20 protein-coding genes are annotated in these 19,841 nt (G+C 34.8%); 14 read left to right on the top strand and 6 right to left on the bottom strand.

The genetic code is table 11. The features are described from left to right. Positions 1–53: 53 nt before the first annotated feature. The 5 genes from ACNH59_RS01845 to ACNH59_RS01865 form a co-directional block, all read right to left on the bottom strand. Positions 54–917: a rhomboid family intramembrane serine protease gene (locus ACNH59_RS01845; RefSeq protein ID WP_418263756.1), complete on the bottom strand. Its 864-nt coding sequence runs from the start codon at positions 915–917 to the stop codon at positions 54–56. A gap of 25 nt (positions 918–942) precedes the next feature. Beyond that, positions 943–1,698 carry a rhomboid family intramembrane serine protease gene (locus ACNH59_RS01850; protein ID WP_418263757.1) on the bottom strand — a complete coding sequence of 252 codons (756 nt, stop codon included), beginning with the start codon at positions 1,696–1,698 and terminating at the stop codon, positions 943–945. Beyond that, positions 1,695–3,557, bottom strand: a complete 1,863-nt coding sequence (mutL, locus tag ACNH59_RS01855; RefSeq protein ID WP_418263758.1) for a DNA mismatch repair endonuclease MutL — start codon at positions 3,555–3,557, stop codon at positions 1,695–1,697. Before mutL ends, ACNH59_RS01850 begins: the two co-directional genes overlap by 4 nt. 166 nt (positions 3,558–3,723) lie before the next feature. Next, the gene (gene ribH, locus ACNH59_RS01860; RefSeq protein WP_418263759.1) at positions 3,724–4,296 is read right to left on the bottom strand and encodes a 6,7-dimethyl-8-ribityllumazine synthase; all 573 of its coding nucleotides are present in this window, start codon (positions 4,294–4,296) and stop codon (positions 3,724–3,726) included. Positions 4,297–4,333: 37 nt separating this feature from the next. Beyond that, a complete protein-coding gene (locus ACNH59_RS01865; RefSeq protein WP_418263760.1) occupies positions 4,334–5,107 on the bottom strand; it encodes a tetratricopeptide repeat protein in 774 nt (257 codons plus the stop codon). 248 nt (positions 5,108–5,355) lie between these two features. On the opposite strand from ACNH59_RS01865, the gene recF reads away from it, so the two are divergent. The 10 genes from recF (at position 5,356) to gap (ending at position 14,635) form a co-directional block, all read left to right on the top strand. Beyond that, positions 5,356–6,435, top strand: coding sequence for a DNA replication/repair protein RecF (recF, locus tag ACNH59_RS01870; RefSeq protein ID WP_418263761.1), 1,080 nt, complete (start codon positions 5,356–5,358; stop codon positions 6,433–6,435). 63 nt (positions 6,436–6,498) lie between these two features. Beyond that, the gene (locus tag ACNH59_RS01875) at positions 6,499–6,894 is read left to right on the top strand and encodes a rhodanese-like domain-containing protein (protein ID WP_418263762.1); all 396 of its coding nucleotides are present in this window, start codon (positions 6,499–6,501) and stop codon (positions 6,892–6,894) included. Between the two features lie 14 nt (positions 6,895–6,908). Then, positions 6,909–7,583 carry a DUF2461 domain-containing protein gene (locus tag ACNH59_RS01880; protein WP_418263763.1) on the top strand — a complete coding sequence of 225 codons (675 nt, stop codon included), beginning with the start codon at positions 6,909–6,911 and terminating at the stop codon, positions 7,581–7,583. Between the two features lie 11 nt (positions 7,584–7,594). Then, positions 7,595–8,656: a glycosyltransferase gene (locus ACNH59_RS01885; RefSeq protein ID WP_418263764.1), complete on the top strand. Its 1,062-nt coding sequence runs from the start codon at positions 7,595–7,597 to the stop codon at positions 8,654–8,656. Between the two features lie 94 nt (positions 8,657–8,750). Continuing rightward, positions 8,751–9,764, top strand: coding sequence for a UDP-N-acetylmuramate dehydrogenase (murB, locus tag ACNH59_RS01890; RefSeq protein WP_418263765.1), 1,014 nt, complete (start codon positions 8,751–8,753; stop codon positions 9,762–9,764). 110 nt (positions 9,765–9,874) lie between these two features. Further along, positions 9,875–10,981, top strand: coding sequence for a glycosyltransferase (locus tag ACNH59_RS01895; RefSeq protein ID WP_418263766.1), 1,107 nt, complete (start codon positions 9,875–9,877; stop codon positions 10,979–10,981). Beyond that, complete coding sequence (locus ACNH59_RS01900) at positions 10,972–11,523, top strand: RNA polymerase sigma factor (RefSeq protein ID WP_418263767.1); 552 nt, start codon at positions 10,972–10,974, stop codon at positions 11,521–11,523. Before ACNH59_RS01895 ends, ACNH59_RS01900 begins: the two co-directional genes overlap by 10 nt. A gap of 170 nt (positions 11,524–11,693) precedes the next feature. Continuing rightward, complete coding sequence (locus tag ACNH59_RS01905) at positions 11,694–12,545, top strand: energy transducer TonB (protein ID WP_418263768.1); 852 nt, start codon at positions 11,694–11,696, stop codon at positions 12,543–12,545. Between the two features lie 125 nt (positions 12,546–12,670). Continuing rightward, positions 12,671–13,570 carry a lipoyl synthase gene (lipA, locus tag ACNH59_RS01910; protein WP_418263769.1) on the top strand — a complete coding sequence of 300 codons (900 nt, stop codon included), beginning with the start codon at positions 12,671–12,673 and terminating at the stop codon, positions 13,568–13,570. 69 nt (positions 13,571–13,639) lie between these two features. Then, the gene (gene gap, locus ACNH59_RS01915) at positions 13,640–14,635 is read left to right on the top strand and encodes a type I glyceraldehyde-3-phosphate dehydrogenase (RefSeq protein ID WP_418263770.1); all 996 of its coding nucleotides are present in this window, start codon (positions 13,640–13,642) and stop codon (positions 14,633–14,635) included. 82 nt (positions 14,636–14,717) lie between these two features. Here the strand turns inward: gap and ACNH59_RS01920 are convergent, their stop codons facing one another. Then, positions 14,718–16,754: a dipeptidyl-peptidase 3 family protein gene (locus ACNH59_RS01920; RefSeq protein ID WP_418263771.1), complete on the bottom strand. Its 2,037-nt coding sequence runs from the start codon at positions 16,752–16,754 to the stop codon at positions 14,718–14,720. A 237-nt stretch (positions 16,755–16,991) separates the two neighbouring features. On the opposite strand from ACNH59_RS01920, the gene ACNH59_RS01925 reads away from it, so the two are divergent. The 4 genes from ACNH59_RS01925 to ACNH59_RS01940 all read left to right on the top strand — a co-directional run bounded on the left by ACNH59_RS01925 (position 16,992) and on the right by ACNH59_RS01940 (position 19,694). Continuing rightward, positions 16,992–18,203 carry a transcriptional regulator gene (locus ACNH59_RS01925; RefSeq protein ID WP_418263772.1) on the top strand — a complete coding sequence of 404 codons (1,212 nt, stop codon included), beginning with the start codon at positions 16,992–16,994 and terminating at the stop codon, positions 18,201–18,203. 64 nt (positions 18,204–18,267) lie between these two features. After that, the gene (locus ACNH59_RS01930) at positions 18,268–18,810 is read left to right on the top strand and encodes an RNA polymerase sigma factor (protein WP_418263773.1); all 543 of its coding nucleotides are present in this window, start codon (positions 18,268–18,270) and stop codon (positions 18,808–18,810) included. Positions 18,811–18,843: 33 nt separating this feature from the next. Further along, positions 18,844–19,200, top strand: a complete 357-nt coding sequence (locus tag ACNH59_RS01935; RefSeq protein ID WP_418263774.1) for a hypothetical protein — start codon at positions 18,844–18,846, stop codon at positions 19,198–19,200. Positions 19,201–19,241: 41 nt separating this feature from the next. Then, positions 19,242–19,694 (top strand): sensor of ECF-type sigma factor, encoded by a 453-nt coding sequence (locus ACNH59_RS01940; protein WP_418263775.1) that lies wholly within the window; start codon positions 19,242–19,244, stop codon positions 19,692–19,694. Positions 19,695–19,841 lie beyond the last annotated feature (147 nt).

The following is a 19,841-nucleotide window of genomic DNA, read 5'->3' on the forward strand; positions in this document are numbered from 1 at the left end:
TTCGCTGATAACGCTTCTTTGAGTATTTAAAAAACAGAACATCAAAACAGCTCTTACTTCCCTACTTTAAACAAAAACTCTTTTTCTTCTTTAGTCAAACTATCATAGCCTGATTGACTAATTTTATCTAAGATTTCATCTATCTGTTGCTGGGCTTTATTTTTGGTTACAATTTTGGATTCACGTTTCACAACAGGTTTTGTATAATTCTTATGTACCTTCTTAAACGGCGTTTTTCCAGATTTATTAAATAGATTTGCAAAAAAATCAATCACAGCCGAAACCAACTTACTGAGATCAGTGCCATTTTGCAAAAATTTAATAAATACAAAACCAAAAGCTGCACCTGACAAATGGGAAAGATGCCCACCTGTATTACTCAAACGAAATTGCATCAAATCCAAAATCAAAATTACGGCAGTAATGTACCATAATTTGACATTCCCTATAAGCAACAAACGAACATTCATCAAGGGTTGATAAGTGGTCACTGCCATCAAAATAGCCATTATTGCAGCTGAGGCACCAACAATTCCAGAACTGATGTTCATGAAATAATAAGTCCCTACAAAAACAAGACCTGCAAAAATCGCCGCCAGAAAATACAAGCCTAAAAATTGTTTTTGTGTAAAATAAGTTAGAAACAATTGACTAGAAAAATTCAGTACAATCATATTAAACAACAAATGCATGAATCCATCATGAAAAAAAGCATAAGTCAAAAAGGTCCATGGAGCTATCAAGAACCCTGCTGGAGTTGTTTTTAAAGCAAGCCAAAATGGAAAATTAAACACTCCTGCCTGAAATTGGTAGAAAAAGACCAAAGAAATCAGGAAACAACCGACATTCCATAAGATTAATCTAAAAGCTATCCCTCCGAGTTTATATTGTAATTTTAAATCTTCAAATATATTCATCTCTATTGTGAATTAATTTCTAAAACTAGTTCCAACGATTGTCATTAAATTGATTCTTTTTCCAATACCACATAATTAAAAATCCACACAATGCTCCCCCTACGTGAGCAAAATGTGCAATTCCACCACCACCAGAACCACCAAAAATAGAGTTACCAGATACTCCCAAATATAAATCAATTAAAACTAATCCCGGAACAAAATATTTAGCTTTGATAGGAATTGGAATAAACAACAGTGATAACTCAGCATTAGGAAACATAAATGCAAAGGCTACTATGACACCATAAATTGCTCCAGAAGCTCCTACCATAACACCTGTAAAAGCACTCATGAAATTTTGGAATTGTGAAACTGTGAGAACTTCCTGCCATTGGGTATTCATTTTCCCCTGGTTTAAAAGCTGCAATACTTCATTTTCAGCAAAACCACTAGAAGCAAGAACATCTAAAGCTTGATTGAAAGAGTAGTAATTAATCCCTGTATGCAAAAAAGCCGCTCCTAATCCACAGGAAATATAGAAGAAAAGAAACTTTCGACCTCCCCAAAAATGTTCTAGAGCAGAACCAAAGCTAAACAAAGCAAACATATTGAAAAAAATATGCATTAATCCTCCATGCATAAACATATGCGAAATTAGTTGCCAAGCTTGAAAATCTGAGTTTTCAGGAAAAAACATGGCTAATATCTTATAAGCAGGCTCACCAACAAATTGAGTTCCTATAAAAAATAGGATATTTATAATAATTAATTGTTTGACCGTTTCGGTTACATTCATCATAGGGCAAATTTTTTATCGATATCTTCCACACGCATAGTAATGAAAGTAGGTTTTTGAAATGGGGAAACATTGGGCTCTTTACAAGCAAAAAGTCCGTTCACTAAATTTTCTTGTTCTTTGACTGACAAAGCAGTTCCTGTTTTTACAGCTAAACTTCTCGCCATCGATTTGGCAATGGTGTCATTCTGACTGAAACTATTTTCAGGAATACCGTCTTGCAAATCACTTAATAATTGTTCTAATAAGATAGAAACTTCGCTCTCGACTACATTCACCGGAATCCCATTGATTACCACATGTTCTGTATACGAATCATCAAATATAAATCCAGTATTAACTAGAGATAATTTCAAGTCGGCAATCAATTCCATTTCTGTAGTCGAAAAATACAACTCTAAAGGAAAAAGTAATTGTTGGCTAGCCGCTTGATGCACGGTCATATTGGTCAAAAACTGCTCATACAACACTCGTTGATGTGCTCGTTGTTGATCCACAATCACCATTCCAGATTTGATCGTAGAAACGATATATTTCTTATGAATTTGATACGTATTCTGAACCGTTTGCTCTACTTCTTCATCATTGAATAACGAACCGGTTACCATTTCATTTTCAAATTCAATGGCGCTACTGGCTACAAATTCATCTTCTTTTTCAAGTCCTACATACAAACTTTCCCAATTGGCAGTAGCTGTTGGTTTTTTATAATTTCCACTAGAACCTCCTGAATAATGTTTGTTCACTTTATCATCCGAGAAAGGATTAAAAGTGCGATCTACCTGGATAGTTGGCGTTACTCCTTCTAAATCCTTAAAACTATAAGGTGTATCCAAATTAGCATCTCTCTCAAAATCCAATACTGGCGCAATATTAAACTGCCCTAAACTGTGTTTGATAGACGCTCTCAAAATCGCATATAAGGCTTGCTCATCATCAAACTTGATTTCAGTTTTGGTAGGATGAATATTAATATCAATGGTATTAGGCGGAACGTCTAAATATAAAAAATAACTCGGTTGTGCACCGTCTTTCAAAATCCCGTCATAAGCAGCCATGATCGCATGGTGCAAATAACCGCTTTTAATAAAACGGTCGTTCACAAAAAAGAACTGCTCCCCTCTACTTTTTTTGGCAAATTCAGGTTTACTCACAAATCCTTTGATAGATATGATATCGGTTTCTTCTTGAACAGGCACCAATTTCTCATTGGTCTTACCAGCAAAAACATTGACTACACGTTGTCTTAAGGTAGATGCTGGCAAATTGAACATTTCACTTCCATTGTGGTAAAAAGTAAAATGAATGTTCGAATGAGCCAAAGCTACGCGTTGAAATTCATCAATAACATGACGGTATTCAACAGTGTCCGACTTTAAAAAGTTTCGTCGTGCTGGAATATTAAAAAATAAATTTTTGACGGCAAAGGAAGTGCCTTTAGGCAAAACAGCAGCCTCTTGTGAAACAAATTTGCTTCCTTCAATAACGATTTGAGTCCCTAACTCTTCTTGTTCTTGTTTGGTTTTCATTTCCACATGCGCAATAGCAGCGATAGAAGCGAGAGCCTCTCCACGGAAACCCTTAGTTCCTAACGAAAACAAATCTTCGGCTAAACGAATTTTGGAAGTTGCATGACGCTCAAAACACAAACGAGCATCAGTAACACTCATCCCCTTACCATTATCAATGACTTGCACCAAGGCTTTACCCGCATCTTTGATAATCAATTTAATATCCGTAGCTCCAGCATCAACCGCATTTTCTAACAATTCTTTTACAACTGAAGCGGGGCGTTGCACCACTTCTCCAGCGGCAATTTGGTTGGCAACATGATCAGGAAGTAATTGGATGATACTCGACATTTTTTTTTAGTATTCAGTTTTCGGTAATCAGTTATCAGAAAACAACTAACCGAGCAAATTTAATAAATTTCTATCGGCTTTCGGCCTTTCTACAATCATAAATAAAACAAAAAACCTACACTGTTTTTGACAACAGTATAGGTTTATATATGAACAATTTATAATCTTACTCTTCTAATTTCAGAGGAGATGTTTCAATTTGTAAAGCACCTGAAGTCAACAAAGGTGGCTTTTCGTATTCATGAGTTAATGTTGCTTGTTGACGAATATAAGCCATCTTAATAGCTGCAATTGCCGCCTCTGTTCCTTTGTTTCCATGAATCCCTCCACTTCTATCAATAGACTGCTGCATGGTATTATCTGTCAACACACAAAAAATAACAGGAACATCAGTTTGCACATTCAAATCTTTAATTCCTTGAGTTACTCCTTCACATACAAAATCAAAATGCTTGGTTTGTCCTTGAATGACACAACCAATAGCAATGATAGCATCTACCTTTTGTGTTTGAAGCATTTTTTTACAACCGTAAATCAATTCAAAACTTCCTGGCACATTCCAACGAACAATATTCGACTCTGGAACTTCATTGTCTAAAAAAGCTTCTAGCGCTCCTTTGTACAAACCCTCTGTAATCTCTTCGTTCCATTCTGACACCACTACACCAAAACGAAAATCTTTCGCATTAGGAAGCCTACTTTTATCATAAACCGATAGATTTTTATTTTCAGTTGCCATACTAATTATATTTTTGATTGTTATTAAAAAACTCTAATTATTGAGCCAACCCAATCAAAGCATCTACAGAAGCAGCTTCTGGAGTTGTATCGTAATTGTCTTTAATGTCTGTTAAGTATTTTAAAGCCTCTTCTTTTTTACCCAAAGCCAAAGCTGTTTTCCCTGCTTTCAACAAAAATCGTGGCGTAGTAAAATCATTTTTATTAGATTCTGCAGCTTTCACATAGAAAGACAAGGCGTCTTCTTGCTCGTTTTTCTCAGCATGAGCATCACCAATTGCTCCTTTAGCCAATGCACTAAGAATCATATCGTCTGAGCTAAATTTACTTAAATAATCAATAGCTTCTGCATATTTACCTGTATTTAACAAAGCGATACCAGCATAATAATTAGCTAAATTTCCTGCATCAGTTCCTGAATACTCATCAGCAATTTTAAGGAATCCAAATTTACCCTCTGAACCGTTCAAAGCTAATTTATAAAGCGAGTCACTAGCCACTCCATTAGTTGCTTTTTCAAAATTTTGTTGTGCTAAAAACATTTCGTCAGCTGCTTCGTTTTGTTTTGGCTCAGCAATAAACTTTTGATATACTAAATATCCTACCGTAAATAAAGCAACAGCACCTACAATACCAATGATTGCTTTTTGATTTTTAGCAACCCAGTCTTCCGTTTTAGAAGCTGTTTCGTCTAATTTAGAAAAAACCTCAGCTGTAGTACTGTCTTTTTCATCAATTAATACGTCTTCAACAGAGTCTTTAACTTCTTTTTCTTTTGGTGTTTTATATCCTCTTTTATTATAAGTAGCCATTTCAATTAAATTTAGTGAACCGCAAAAATAAAATTTTTATTCAAACTCACACAAAAAATACAGCTTTTTATAATTTAATTAAAAAATAGCATGCAATTCAACACAAACACTTCAAATCAAGACCCTTATTTTTCACAATACTTCAATCTTTAAAGTTCCTTTTTCTCAATAATTTTCAATAATTTGCGACCTCTTTTAGAAAACAAAATAAAAAACGCAATCCCCACACAATCAGCTGTCACCTAAAAATGTATTTAAAAAAAATTTCCTTATTCAATTATAAAAATTTTTCAGAAGCCAATTTTGAGTTTGACGGCAAGATTATATGCTTTGTTGGAAAAAATGGGATTGGTAAAACGAATGTTTTAGACGCGATTTACCATCTTGCTTACGGTAAAAGCTACTTCAATCCCTTGGCAGTTCAAAATATCAAACACGGAGAAGAATTTTTTGTCATTGATGCCGAATTCATCAAAGAAGAACGCTCAGAACAACTGGTTTGCAGTTTAAAAAAAGGACAAAAAAAAATCCTCAAACGAAACGGTAAAGTCTACGATAAATTTTCAGATCATATTGGTTTTATTCCGTTAGTGATTATCTCTCCTGCTGACAGAGACCTTATCATTGAAGGCAGTGAAACACGCAGGAAATTCATGGACAGTGTGATTTCACAATTAAACCCAAAATACCTCCAACAACTGATTCATTACCAAAAAGTCATGAGTCAACGCAATGCATTATTAAAGTATTTTGCCCTTAACCATCTGTTTGACAAAGAAACCCTTTCCATTTACAATGAACAATTGAATCAGTATGGCGTTTACATTCACGAAAAAAGAAAGGAATTTATCACCGAATTCCTTCCCATCTTCAACAAACACCATCAGGCTATAACAGGTTCCGCCGAAAACATTCAGCTAACCTACGAAAGCCATTTATTTGAAAAAGACCTTTTAAAACTATTAGAAGAAAATATCAATAAAGATCGTGCTTTACAATATACAAGTGTGGGCGTTCACAAAGACGATTTACTTTTTGAAATTGACCATCACCCTATAAAAAAATTTGGTTCTCAAGGCCAACAAAAATCTTTTTTGATTGCCTTAAAATTGGCGCAGTTTGATTTTTTAAAAAAGCAAAGTGGTGTAAAACCAATACTGCTTCTAGACGACATTTTTGACAAACTAGACGAAAGTAGGGTGGCTAAAATCATCGAAATGGTCAATAGCGACGCCTTTGGACAACTCTTCATTTCAGACACGCATCCTGATCGCACCGAAGCCATTGTCAAATCAACCCATCAATCGTATCAAATATTCAATTTGTAATTTCCCCGATCAAATCCATTTTTTACTTATCTTAGCAAAACAGCTATTTTTAATAGAAATCTCATGAAACTCAGCAAGCTTATCTTTTTACTTTCTGTATTTATTTTGTCCAGTTGTCAAAAACAACATTCTCAAAGTCAAAATATCGTAAACGCGAGCACTTTTCAACAAAAAATTGAAACAACCGAAAATCCACAAATTTTGGACGTACGAACTCCTGAAGAATTCAACCAAGAACATATTCCTAACGCCCTAAACATCAATTGGAACGGAGATAATTTTGAGGTTGAAGCAGAAAAACTAGACAAATCAAAACCTGTTTTTGTATATTGCAAAAGCGGAGGACGAAGCAAAAAAGCATCAGCAAAACTAACCGAATTAGGATTTGAAAACGTCTGCGAACTAGAAGGCGGCTTTATGCAATGGAGTTCCGAAGGATTAAAAAGCAATAAAAACTAAATACTACCAACGCAATGTTATCAAAGGACAGCCTGCAATTTCTTGATGATTTAAAAGCAAATAACAATAGAGATTGGTTTATTGCCAACAAAAAGAGATATGAGGTTTTCAAAAAAGATTACCATCAATTAGTTTCTGATTTCCTAGACGCCATGAAACCGCTGGACGCGTCCTTAGAAATGCTTGAAATTAAGCACTGTACTTTTAGAATCAATCGCGATATCCGATTTTCAAAAGACAAATCGCCTTACAAATCACATTTAGGAGTTTGGCTATCATCAGGGACAAAAGGCAACAACCGAGCAGGTTATTATGTCCATATCGAAAAAGGAGCTAGTTTTATCGCGGGCGGATTTTATGCCCCCGAAGCCGAAGATTTAAAAAAGGTACGTAAGGAAATAGCCTTCTTTCACGAAGACTTAGAAGCAATCATCAATGACAAAACATTCCAAAAAGAATTTGGAACTTTTGCTAGAACAGAAAAAAGTTGTTTAAAAAACCCTCCCAGAGGTTATGATAAAGAACATCCTGCTATTGAATTACTAAAACTCAAAAGCTTTGAAGTACTTCAAAAATTTGACATTTCTGAGGTTACGCAAATTAATTTTGTATCCAAAATGAGCAAAAAATTAATTTTACTAAAGCCTCTCAATGAATTCATGAATCGCGCACTAACTGCTGACGAATAACACCAAAAGGAATGAAAAAGAGAAAAATACTTTTCCTTGGAGAAACCTATAGAGCAGACGCTATCACATGGATGAATGGTCTTCAAGAATTTGGAGATTTTGAAATTATTAGTTGGGAATTAAAAACACCCTCACACGGAAAATTCCGTAGAGTCATGCGCCTTTTTGAGTACATATTTGCCCCTATTAAGACCAAAAAAATTATTCAGCAGCAACAACCAGATATGGTTATAGCAGAGCGAACCACCAGCTATGGCTTTCTAGCAGCCCTATGTGGCGTTAAATTAACAGCTATTGCACAACAAGGCAAAACCGATTTATGGCCAGAGAAATCGATTTATTATCCCCTAAAAAAGTTTATTCAAAATTATGCTTTCAAAAAAGCCACGCTCATTCACGCTTGGGGCCCCGTAATGGCCAACTCCATGCTAAAAGCCAACGTAAATATGGCTAAAGTTTTGGTTTTACCCAAAGGAATTGACTTGTCTAAATTTGAGAACACAAACACTGCCAATCCTAACAAAATTTGCGCCATTGTCACTCGTTCGCTATTACCTGTTTACTCTCATGATATCATTTTAAAAGCATTTGCCATTCTGCACATAAAAGGAATTGATTTCTCGCTTACGATCATAGGCGATGGCACCCAACTGGAATCATTAAAAAATCTATCTAGAGAATTAAACATCGAAGACAAAGTAACTTTTACAGGCAGAATCCTCAATACCGACTTACCCCAATTGTTACAAAAATCCAATTTCTACATCAGCATGCCACTTACCGAAGGAGTATCGGCCTCTCTATTTGAAGCGATGGCTTCTAATTGTTACCCAATAGTTTCAGATATAGAAGGTAATCAAAGTTGGATTAAACATGGTAAAAACGGTCAACTAATTCCTGTAAAAGATTATGAAGCCCTAGCAAATGCTATCATTTGGGCTTTTGAAAACCCATTACACCGTAACGAAACTGTTGTCCATAATCGTAATTTCATTGAAGAACATGCTAATTACCAAATAAACATGAAAATTATCGCTGATAAATACCATGAACTCATCAACGCTTCTCGGTAATTATTAATTTAAAATCTAATTGATTTTACCATAAACCTCTTATTTATTCCTTACTTTTGAGGCACAAATTCATTTATAAAACTGATTTTCTTTTATGGAAATACTACATAATTTTTCTTTAAAAAACTACAATACTTTTGGCATTGAAGCCAATGCCAAACAATTTATCGCAGTGCATTCTGTGTCCGAATTGAAAAACGTATTAGAACAAAATAGTACCGAAAAAAAATTCATCCTTGGCGGCGGTAGCAACATGCTGCTTACAAAAGATGTTGATGCACTGGTTATTCATATTGATCTGAAAGGAAAAAAAGTAATTCAAGAAAATGAAGATTTTGTTTGGATTGAATGTCAAGCTGGAGAAAACTGGCATGAATTTGTCCTTTGGACCTTAGAACAAAATTTTGGAGGACTTGAAAACATGTCCCTAATACCTGGAAATGTTGGCACAACTCCTGTGCAAAACATTGGTGCTTATGGAGCTGAAATCAAAGATAGTTTTGTGTCTTGCGAGGCTGTTAAAATAGAGAACCAAGAAACCAAAACATTTCTTAAAGAAGATTGTCAATTTGGCTATAGAGAAAGTATTTTCAAAAATCAGGTCAAAGACCAATACATCATCACATCAGTGGTATTTAAGTTAACCAAGCGCAATCACACCATCAACACCTCATATGGTGATATCTTGACCGAATTAAACAAAAACAACATCAGCAATCCTACCATTAAAGATGTTAGCAACGCGGTTATCGCAATACGCAAGAGCAAACTTCCAGACCCTAAAGAACTTGGAAATAGCGGCAGTTTTTTTAAAAACCCTATTGTCAGCAAAACAGAATTTGAAAAAATCCATCAAAAATTCCCTGAAATGAAATTTTATGACATTTCTGAAACCGAGGTAAAAGTTCCCGCAGGCTGGCTCATTGAACAAGCTGGCTTCAAAGGAAAACGCTTTGGAGATGCTGGCATACATAAAAATCAAGCCTTGGTTTTAGTGAATTATGGCAATGCTACTGGGCAAGAAATTCTCGCGGTCTCTAAAGACATCCAACAAACTATTTTAGAGACTTTTGGCATTCCAATTGAAGCAGAAGTGAATGTAATTTAAGAAACCTAAAATCCTCAAAAATTTTATTGTAAAATTCATAATTTATCATTTACAATTCATAATTCTATTCATACCTTTGCACTCGATTTAAAACAACCTTATAAAGTCCGATGCTTATACTATTACTTTACTTTTTTATACTTATTGTTATTGTTCAACTAGTGTATTATCTTGGCATTTTTGGTAAGTTTGCTTTTGCAAAAGCACAAAAAATAACGCCCAAAAGAATTCCTATTTCGGTTATTGTTTGTGCAAAAAATGAAGAGGAAAATGTAGCTAAGTTTATTCCGCTTTTGGCTGAACAAAACTATCCTGATTTTGAAATAGTTTTGATTGACGATGCTTCTAGCGATAGCACCTTGGATATTTTTGAAGATTTTGAAAAACAATACTCAAATATTCGCCTAGTCAAAGTTGAAAACAACGAAGCATTTTGGGGGAATAAAAAATATGCCCTCACGCTAGGAATCAAAGCCGCCAAAAAGGACTACCTTTTATTTACAGATGCTGATTGCTATCCTACCTCAAAAGATTGGATTACCGCGATGAGTTCACAATTTACCCTGCACAAAACTATTGTATTGGGCTATGGTGGTTATGAAAAAATTACCAATTCGTTTTTAAATAAAATCATTCGTTTCGAAACCCTTCTAACAGCTGTACAGTATTTATCTTGGGCAAAAGCAGGGAATCCATATATGGGCGTAGGACGAAATTTAGCCTACAAAAAAGAGGAATTCTTCAATGTAAATGGTTTTATCAATCACATCCAAGTGCGCTCAGGTGATGATGATTTATTTATCAATGAAGCTGCTACATCAAAAAACACAACAATTGCTTACACTCCAGAAAGTTTTACCTATTCGAAGCCTAAGACGACTTACAAAGATTGGATCACCCAAAAAAGACGCCATTTAGCAACCGCCAATCACTATAAATTTTTAGATAAATTGCAATTGGCTACATTTTACAGTTCCCAATTTATATTTTTTACCCTAGCCATTTTATTGTTAGCCTTACAATTTCAATGGATGATTGTACTGGGATTAGTGGTAGCAAGATATATCGGAATTTGGATTGTAATTGGTTTTTCGGCTGGAAAATTAAAAGAAAATGACTTGAAATATTGGTTTCCTATTGTGGAATTATTTTTAATATTGTCACAAATGAATATCTTTATTGCCAACCTATTCTCAAAACCAGTCCATTGGAAATAAACGCCCAAATAGAAAAAGCTAAAAAAGGAGACCAAACAGCCTTTACCTTTCTATTGAATCATTACTGGAATGAAGTCTATGGTTTCATGCTTAAACGCACCGAAAACGAAACCATTGCTGAGGATATTACTATTGAAACTTTCTCCAAAGCTTTTGATAAAATAACCTCATACAACCCTGAATTTCAATTCAACACTTGGCTTATTAGCATTGCTAAAAACGTGCATATCGATTTGTTGCGCAAAAACAAATCCAGTCTTTTTGTGGAATTCACCGAAAAAGAGGACCAAAAAGCATACAATATAGCAGACACTACTCCCTCTGCCGAAGACGAACTTATTACAGAACAAAATCTTTCCCAACTTTTGCGCTTTATAAAAGAACTCAAACCTCATTACCAAGAGGTGATTCAACTGCGCTATTTTCAAGAAATGAGCTATCAAGAAATTGCAAACGCCATTAACGAACCTTTGAGCAATGTCAAAGTAAAACTCCTCCGCGCCAAGAAATTATTAGCCGAAATCATTCGAAATAAAAGATAATCTAAACCATACTTATCAGCCTATCCCCAATCCCGAAGCTTAATATCTTTAAGTTAAGGATAAAAACATCCTATTTGTAGCACAATATTTTTCTTACTATTACGTTACTCTAGTAAACACGCACTGCCTATGACTTGATTGCTACCTAACCATTAAATCCAAAATGAATTATGTCAAAATCAAGCATTTACGAAACCAACTGGATTAATCTAGTTTTCGAGAACAGAAACAAAAATTATGGTGCGTATCAGCTGCGCCAAGAAACAACCAAAACCTCCCTTCTTGCCCTATTAGTGAGTCTATCCTTCTGTGCCGTTTTAATTATTATTCCAAAAGTACTACAGAGCTTTCACCTCATAGAAACAAACACAATTGAAGAAGTCACACCTATTATCAATGACAAAATAACTCCAGTTGACATCACACCCTTTATTAAAAAGGCAAAAACCGAACCGATACTGAAAAGCACTGAAACAAAACCTCAAATAATTACCGAAAAAGTAGAGACTCCAACATTAAAAAATCCTACCATTGTTCAGGCCAATCAAGCAACGCAGGAAATTCCAAAAAACAATACGATTAGCCCAATAACTGTTGATCCAAATGCTATTATTGGCAGCTCACCAACTGTTTATTCGGGGAACAGCACAGTTTCTGGAACAGGAAATGGAAATGGAACAGATACAGATATACATGATAGCAACACCATTGTCAACATAACCAACCTAGACAAACAACCTACTTTTCCTGGTGGCATAGAAAAATTCTACAGCTTCGTAGGGCGGAATTTTGAAACTCCTGAAATTAACGACGAAAAGAGCATTCGTATTATGGTCTATTTTGTAGTTGAAAAAGATGGTAGTATGACGGACATTCAAGTTAAAAACAATCCCGGTTACGGATTAGCTCAAGAAGCCATTCGAGTATTAAAATCCCTAAAAACCAAATGGTCACCAGGAATTATCGAATCAAAACCCGTCCGTACGGCTTACACTTTACCCATTACCATTCAAATGAATTGATTCCAAACAGAAAACAGCATCCTAAAAATGCTGTTTTTTTTTAACATTTCTATAGGAAACCAACAAAAACTTAAACAACCTTTTTAAATCCAGTTTCCTTATCTTTGTAGCCTGAAAAATGATATATGGAAACTGTTTTAGATACTAATGCACCAGTTGCAACCCAAGGCACAGCCGAACTGAGCACAGCTAAACCAAAATGGCTTAAAGTAAAACTCCCAATCGGAAAAAAATATACTGAACTTCGTGGTTTAGTAGACAAATATAGTTTGAACACTATTTGTACTTCTGGAAGTTGTCCTAATATGGGCGAATGCTGGGGTGAAGGAACTGCTACTTTTATGATTTTAGGAAATACATGCACCCGTTCTTGTGGTTTTTGTGGGGTAAAGACAGGACGCCCTGAAACGGTGGATTGGGACGAACCTGAAAAAGTAGCCCGCTCTATCAAAATCATGAATATCAAGCATGCCGTAATCACCAGTGTAGACCGTGATGACTTGAAGGACGGAGGCTCTATTATTTGGATAGAAACCGTAAAAGCCATCCGAAGAATGAACCCTAACACTACACTAGAAACTTTGATTCCTGATTTTCAAGGAATCGAAAGAAATATTGACCGTATAGTAGAAGCAAATCCTGAAGTGGTTTCACATAATATGGAAACCGTACGTCGCCTTACCCGTGAAGTACGTATTCAAGCGAAATACGACCGAAGTCTTGAAGTATTGCGTTATTTGAAAGAGCAAGGCATCAACAGAACCAAATCTGGAATCATGTTGGGTCTTGGAGAACAAGAAGAAGAAGTTTTCCAAACCATGAGAGACCTACGTGACGCAAATGTAGATGTAGTGACAATTGGACAATACTTACAGCCTAGTAAAAAACACTTACCTGTTAAGGAGTTTATCACCCCAGAGCAATTTGCAAAATACGAACAATACGGACTGGAATTAGGTTTCCGACATGTAGAAAGTGGACCGCTAGTTCGTTCTTCCTATAAAGCACAAAAACACATTTTATAATTATAGTTTATTCGGTTAATCGGTTATTCGGTTAATCGATTAAACAATTAACCGAATAAACTCACCAAATTGAAACTACGCATTGCCATTAACGGTTTTGGACGCATCGGTCGAAATCTTTTCCGATTGTTACTCAATCATCCAACCATCGAAGTTATCGCCATCAATGATATTGCAGACACTAAAACGATGGCGCATTTGCTCAAATACGACAGCATTCATGGTGTGTTACCCGCAAAAGTAAGCACTAACGATACCGGATTTTTCGTTGACGAACAACATTTCCTTTTTTTCCATGAAAAAAATATTGCAAACCTTAACTGGAAAAGTCTAAATCTGGATTACGTAATTGAGTCTACGGGTAAATACAAAACATTTGAGGATATAAATGCCCATATTTTAGCTGGAGCCAAAAAAGTCATTCTCTCCGCGCCTGCTGAAGTAGAAAACATCAAAACTGTCGTTTTAGGAGTCAATGAACATATACTGGACGGTACAGAAACAATCATTTCTAATGCTAGCTGTACCACCAATAATGCAGCACCGATGATTAAGGTCATCGAAGAACTTTGCGGAATTGAGCAAGCCTACATCACAACAATTCACTCATACACAACCGACCAAAGTTTACACGATCAACCGCACAGAGATTTGCGTAGAGCTCGTGGTGCCAGTCAATCTATTGTACCAACCACTACAGGAGCAGCAAAAGCATTGACCAAAATTTTTCCAGAATTGGACAACAAACTAGGAGGATGCGGTATTCGTGTTCCTGTTCCTGACGGTTCCTTAACTGACATCACTTTTAATGTCAAACGAACGGTAAGCATTGACGAGATCAATCTAGCTTTCCAAAAAGCGGCACAAACCAATCTTAAAGGAATTTTGGATTATACTGAAGACCCAATTGTTTCTGTTGACATTTTAGGAAATCCTCATTCTTGCCTTTTTGATGCACAATTGACTTCTGTAATTGATAAAATGGTAAAAGTTGTGGGCTGGTATGATAATGAAATTGGCTATTCTTCTAGAATCATCGATCTGATTTTATTTACCTCTAAATAAAATAGTACAACATAAAAATCTCGATTTCAACTAGTAGTAAACTAAGTAAAATCGAGATTTATTTTTTTATTTCCCTAAAAGCTTAATTTTCCAAAGGAAGAAAACTATAATCTTTAGAATAAGACAACATTTGCTCTGCAAAAGTACTCGGTTGCTTTATTTCAATGGACATTATATCTCCTTTACTATTTAATTTTGGCACTAAAACAGGATTAACAAACCCACTGTAAGGCGCGGAAGGAAACTTTTTATTTCTATCCAAAACGGTAGCATGTAATTCAGAATCGACTTTCACACCGTAATTTTCTACCAAAGACTTAGCTGCCTCATAATCCCCTTCTGATTTTATGCGCTGTACCTCCTTTAACAGCTGACCAAACAAATCGTTCAGCTTTTCATAATTGGTAATATTAAAATATATTTTTCCGTTCCGAACTATTTTTTCAATCACATTAGTATCTTTTCCTTTTTCAAAAACCCAAGCGCTTACCCACTGACGGTTTCTCATATGCGCTTCTTCAATACTCTCCCCTAACTTAAGACGGATTAACTGCGTCAACAAACCATTTCGAATATAAGCATCATACGACTCCATACCTACTTTTTTCCAATCTTCCACTAAACCTAATTCTTGTAATTTAGGATGGTATAAAAAATACAAAGCCACTAAATCAGCTCTACCTTCTTCGATAGTTGAAGCATAACTTTTTAATGTTTCTTTAGGAGTACCCACTCCTTCATTAATTTTGCCTGACGCATGTCCTACTACTTCATGTAAAGCCGTATGTAATTTATCACTCAACTCACCGTATTGCTTTGCCAAGGCTAATTCTTCGCTATCATTTACAAATTCATCCAGCCTTCCTTTAGCTGCCGATTTTGAATAGGCATCTACAATATTCCCCAAAGAAACCGACTTAGAGCCGTAACTCGCTCTAATCCAATCGGCATTGGGTAAATTGACTCCGATAGGTGTACTTGGGGAAGCATCTCCTGCTTCTCCTGCAACAATTACTGTTTTATAAGAAACTCCAACTACATTCTCCTTCTTATGTTTTTCCATTAACGGAGAATGATCTTCAAACCACTGTGCATTCTTGGACAAAACTTCCATTTTTTGGGACATATCAAAATCCTTAATTTGGACGATATTCTCATAAGAACCTCTGTAACCCAAAGGATCATTATACACTTCAACAAATCCGTTGATATAATCAATATTCCCTTCTGTAGCCTGTAGCCAAGCGATATTGTAATCATCCCACGTTTTCAAACTTCCCGTTTTGTAATATTCAATCAATAACCCTAATGCATTCGCTTGTTTGATATTCTCTGCAACAGTTTTAGCTTTTTCCAACCAAAAAATAATTTTGTCAATGGCTTGTCCGTACATCCCGCCACTTTTCCACACTTTTTCTTCTAGCTGTCCTTGTTTGTTTTTAACCAATTTAGAATTCAAACCAAAAGAATAAGGCTTAGTGGCATCTGGGCTCTTTTTTTGAGCATAAAAACCCTCCACCTCTTGGTGAGAAATCCCATCACCGTAGAAATTAATAGCAGAACCTTCGACCAAACCTTTTGACTCATCTAAGTTGACCTTTTTAGCATCCTTTTCGTTGAACAAGACATCCACAATAGCGGGCTCCAAAAAAGTTTTGGTAGTTTTTAATAGCCCCAAAAAGTATTGTTTTGAAAAATCTGGTTTGATTTTATCATTGGAATAATGGTGATGTATCCCATTGGAAAACCAAACTCTTTTTAGATAAACTTCAAAATTAGCCCAATCATCCGTTGTTTTGTCTCCTTTAAAATTAAGATAAATTTGCTCTAAAGCTTTTCTAACCTTTAAATTGTGTTTGTAATTTTGATCCCACATGATGTCCCTTCCTGAAGTTCCTGCTTGGGTAAGGTAATAAACCAACTTTTGCTCTTTTAAAGTTAAATTATCCCAACCTGGTATTTGATACCGCAACACCTTGATGTCTGAGAATTGCTCTACAACATAATCAAAGCTGTCTTTTTCTTTATTTTCAACAATCTTATTATTTTGCCCCTGCAACTGGATTACAATTGAAAGCAATAGAGTTAGCGTCAATTGTAAATGATATTGAAATTTCATTTTTTTCTTTTTATGGTTTTAGCAAATATAATCAATAATCAATCGAACTTTCTCCAGCAAAAACCGATAGTTATCCACGCAATAACAAATCTGAAAAACCGTTCTACAAACACAACTCATTCAAAAATATTTTCTTAAAATATATATAAGTAAACCAATCCCTTACATTTTTTACATGAGGACTCTTAGGGTATTAATAAAATATATAACTTTACATCAGAAAACAATCCTACCATTATGCGAATTCTAAAATATCTAATCCTTTTAGTACTACTTAGTTTTGTAGCCTTATCAATTTTCATTGCTACCCAAAAAGGCGAATTCAATATTGAAAGAAGCAAGGTCATTAACAGCTCAAAATCATCGGTATACAATTATGTGAATGACTTAAAAAACTGGGAAGATTTTGGTTCTTGGATCGAAGAAGATCCCCAAATGAGAATTACCTATGCACCGACTACTATCGGTCCTGGAGCTACTTATTCGTGGGAAGGAAAAGATGGAAATGGAAAAATGAAAACTATTTTTGTAAAAGAAAATGATAGTATCGCACAAAAAATGACCTTCAACGACAGTCCATCTGATGTGTCATGGAGTTTTAAAGACACTATTGGAGGTACTAAAGTTACTTGGAAAACTTCAGGTAAAATGAGCTTTTTCTTCAAAATATATGCTGCTTTGAATGGCGGACCAGACCAAGTCATCGGGAAGATATATGAAAAAAGCTTAAACAACTTAGACAAGGCACTTGATTATGAAATCAACACGTACTCCATTAAAGAATATGGCTTAGTAAAAAGACCTAATATTTACTATATTGGACAAACTTTTACTTCAGAAATTGCAAAAGTGTACAAAAACGCTAAAATTGTAATGCCTAATATCAAGGGATTTTGCCAAGAAAACAATATCAATATCACTGGAAAACCTTTTATTATTTATCACAATTATGATCTAGTTAAGAAAATAACCAAGGTTTCTATTTGCCTTCCAATCAAAACAGAAATCTTTATCAGTCCTGGAAGTGATCTTACTTCAGGAAAACTTGAAACTACCGAAGCCGTAAAAACGGTATTGACAGGAGATTATTCGCATATGCCAAAAGCTCTTGATAAAGGCATTAGTTTCTTAAACAAAAACCAACTCAAAGCGGACCCAGCTTTCTCCCATATTGAATGGTTTACAATGGGGCGCAATGAAGTAAAAAATCCATCTAAATGGGTAACCGAGCTGTATATCCCACTTCCGCCAAAAGTAATTCCTCCTGCAATTACAATTCCGAGCCCTCCAGTTACTGAAACTGTAGAAGTTAGAGAACAGGAAGAAGCCCCTGAAGCAACACCGAAACCAGTTAAAGTGCAACCCTTAAAAACTATCAAACCAAATATTCATAAAATCGAGCCTAAAAAACCCGTAATCGAAAAAAGAGAAGAACAATCTGAATTTTAAAACTGATACAACCAACACAAATAAAGTACTATTAATTACCAACCACTAAGACGCTGATACTGTTTTGCTCGACGAAAAAGAATTTATTGAACGATTATTAAACCCAAAAACGCAAAATGAATCGTTTCAAAAACTCTTGTTGGATTATCAAAAGCCTTTGTACAATCACATTCGAAACATTGTACTCAATCATGATGATGCCGACGACGTTTTACAAAATACCTTCATTAAAGTTTTTCAACATCTAAAAAACTTTAAAGGAGAAAGCAAATTATTTTCTTGGATGTACCGAATTGCAACAAATGAAGCACTTACTTTTTTAAATCAAAAAGCTAAAAAACACGGAATAACTTCCGAAACTTTACAAAACAAAGCAATTGACAATTTAAAATCTGACAACTATTTTGACGGTGATGAAATTCAAATCAAACTCCAAAAAGCAATTATTACATTACCTGAAAAACAACAACTCGTCTTTAAGATGAAATATTTTGAGGAATTAAAATACGAAGAGATATCTGAAATTCTAGGAACTTCAGTAGGTGCATTGAAAGCATCTTATCACCATGCCGTAAAAAAAATAGAAGCATTTGTTACCAACAATTAAACCATTAGCTATTTATTTAGTCTAATCTATATCATGAAAGAATTTAAATTAGATACCAATCCAAAAATAAGTACTGGTTTCAAAACACCAGAACATTATTTTGATACTTTATCAGAAAGAATATTACAACAAATACCTGAAAAAGAATCGAAAGTAATTTCTATTTTCAAAAATAAAAAACATATAATACTAATGGTTGCAGCTGTTTTTGTAATTGCATTGTTAATTCCAACATTGTACAATACAAAAGCAACAGAACTTGACGATACTACAATTGAAAATTATTTAAGTTATCAATCTAATGTTACCCAATATGAAATCATTAACTTACTCGACGATGAAGATATAGATGATTTAAAAATGGCTGTAGCCGTAGAGATAAATGAGTAATTCCAAGATTCTTTTTAGAATTCAATCATAAAACAATTAAAATGAAATTCAAATCACTATTCTTTCTTTTTTTAGCCTTTACGGTTAGTTCTTATTCCCAAGAAAGCATCAAAGAAAAAAGGGATCAGATTAGAGCCTTAAAAGTCAGCTTTTTCAATTCAGAGCTTGACTTATCACCTTCTGAATCTGACAGGTTTTGGCCATTATACAATGTTTTTGACGACAAACAGTTTGAAATCAGACATCAGAAAGTTAGAACTTATCGCAACTTGATGAAAGATCACACTTTAAATAAGATGAGCGAAAAGGAAGCTGGTGAATTGCTTGCTCAAATTGAAAGCACTGACGAAGAACTCTATCAACTTAGAAAAAATTTAAATGCTAACTTGAAGAAGTTCTTACCAAAAGTTAAAATCATCAAACTAAAAAAAGCTGAAGAAGACTTTAATAGAAAACTATTACAACAGTATAAAGACAAAAAAGGTAAAAACTAACTACAAAAAAATGCAATTCCCAATCTGGTAAAATACTAGATTGGGAATTTTCTTTTTAAGATTAAATAAATTCTAATTCACGCTACTTTTTTTCACAATGAAAGCAATCTAAATAAAATTACTTTCAAACATTCAAATCCGATATAC

It is taken from the genome of Flavobacterium faecale (genome assembly GCF_048320115.1).
GTDB lineage: Bacteria > Bacteroidota > Bacteroidia > Flavobacteriales > Flavobacteriaceae > Flavobacterium > Flavobacterium faecale_A.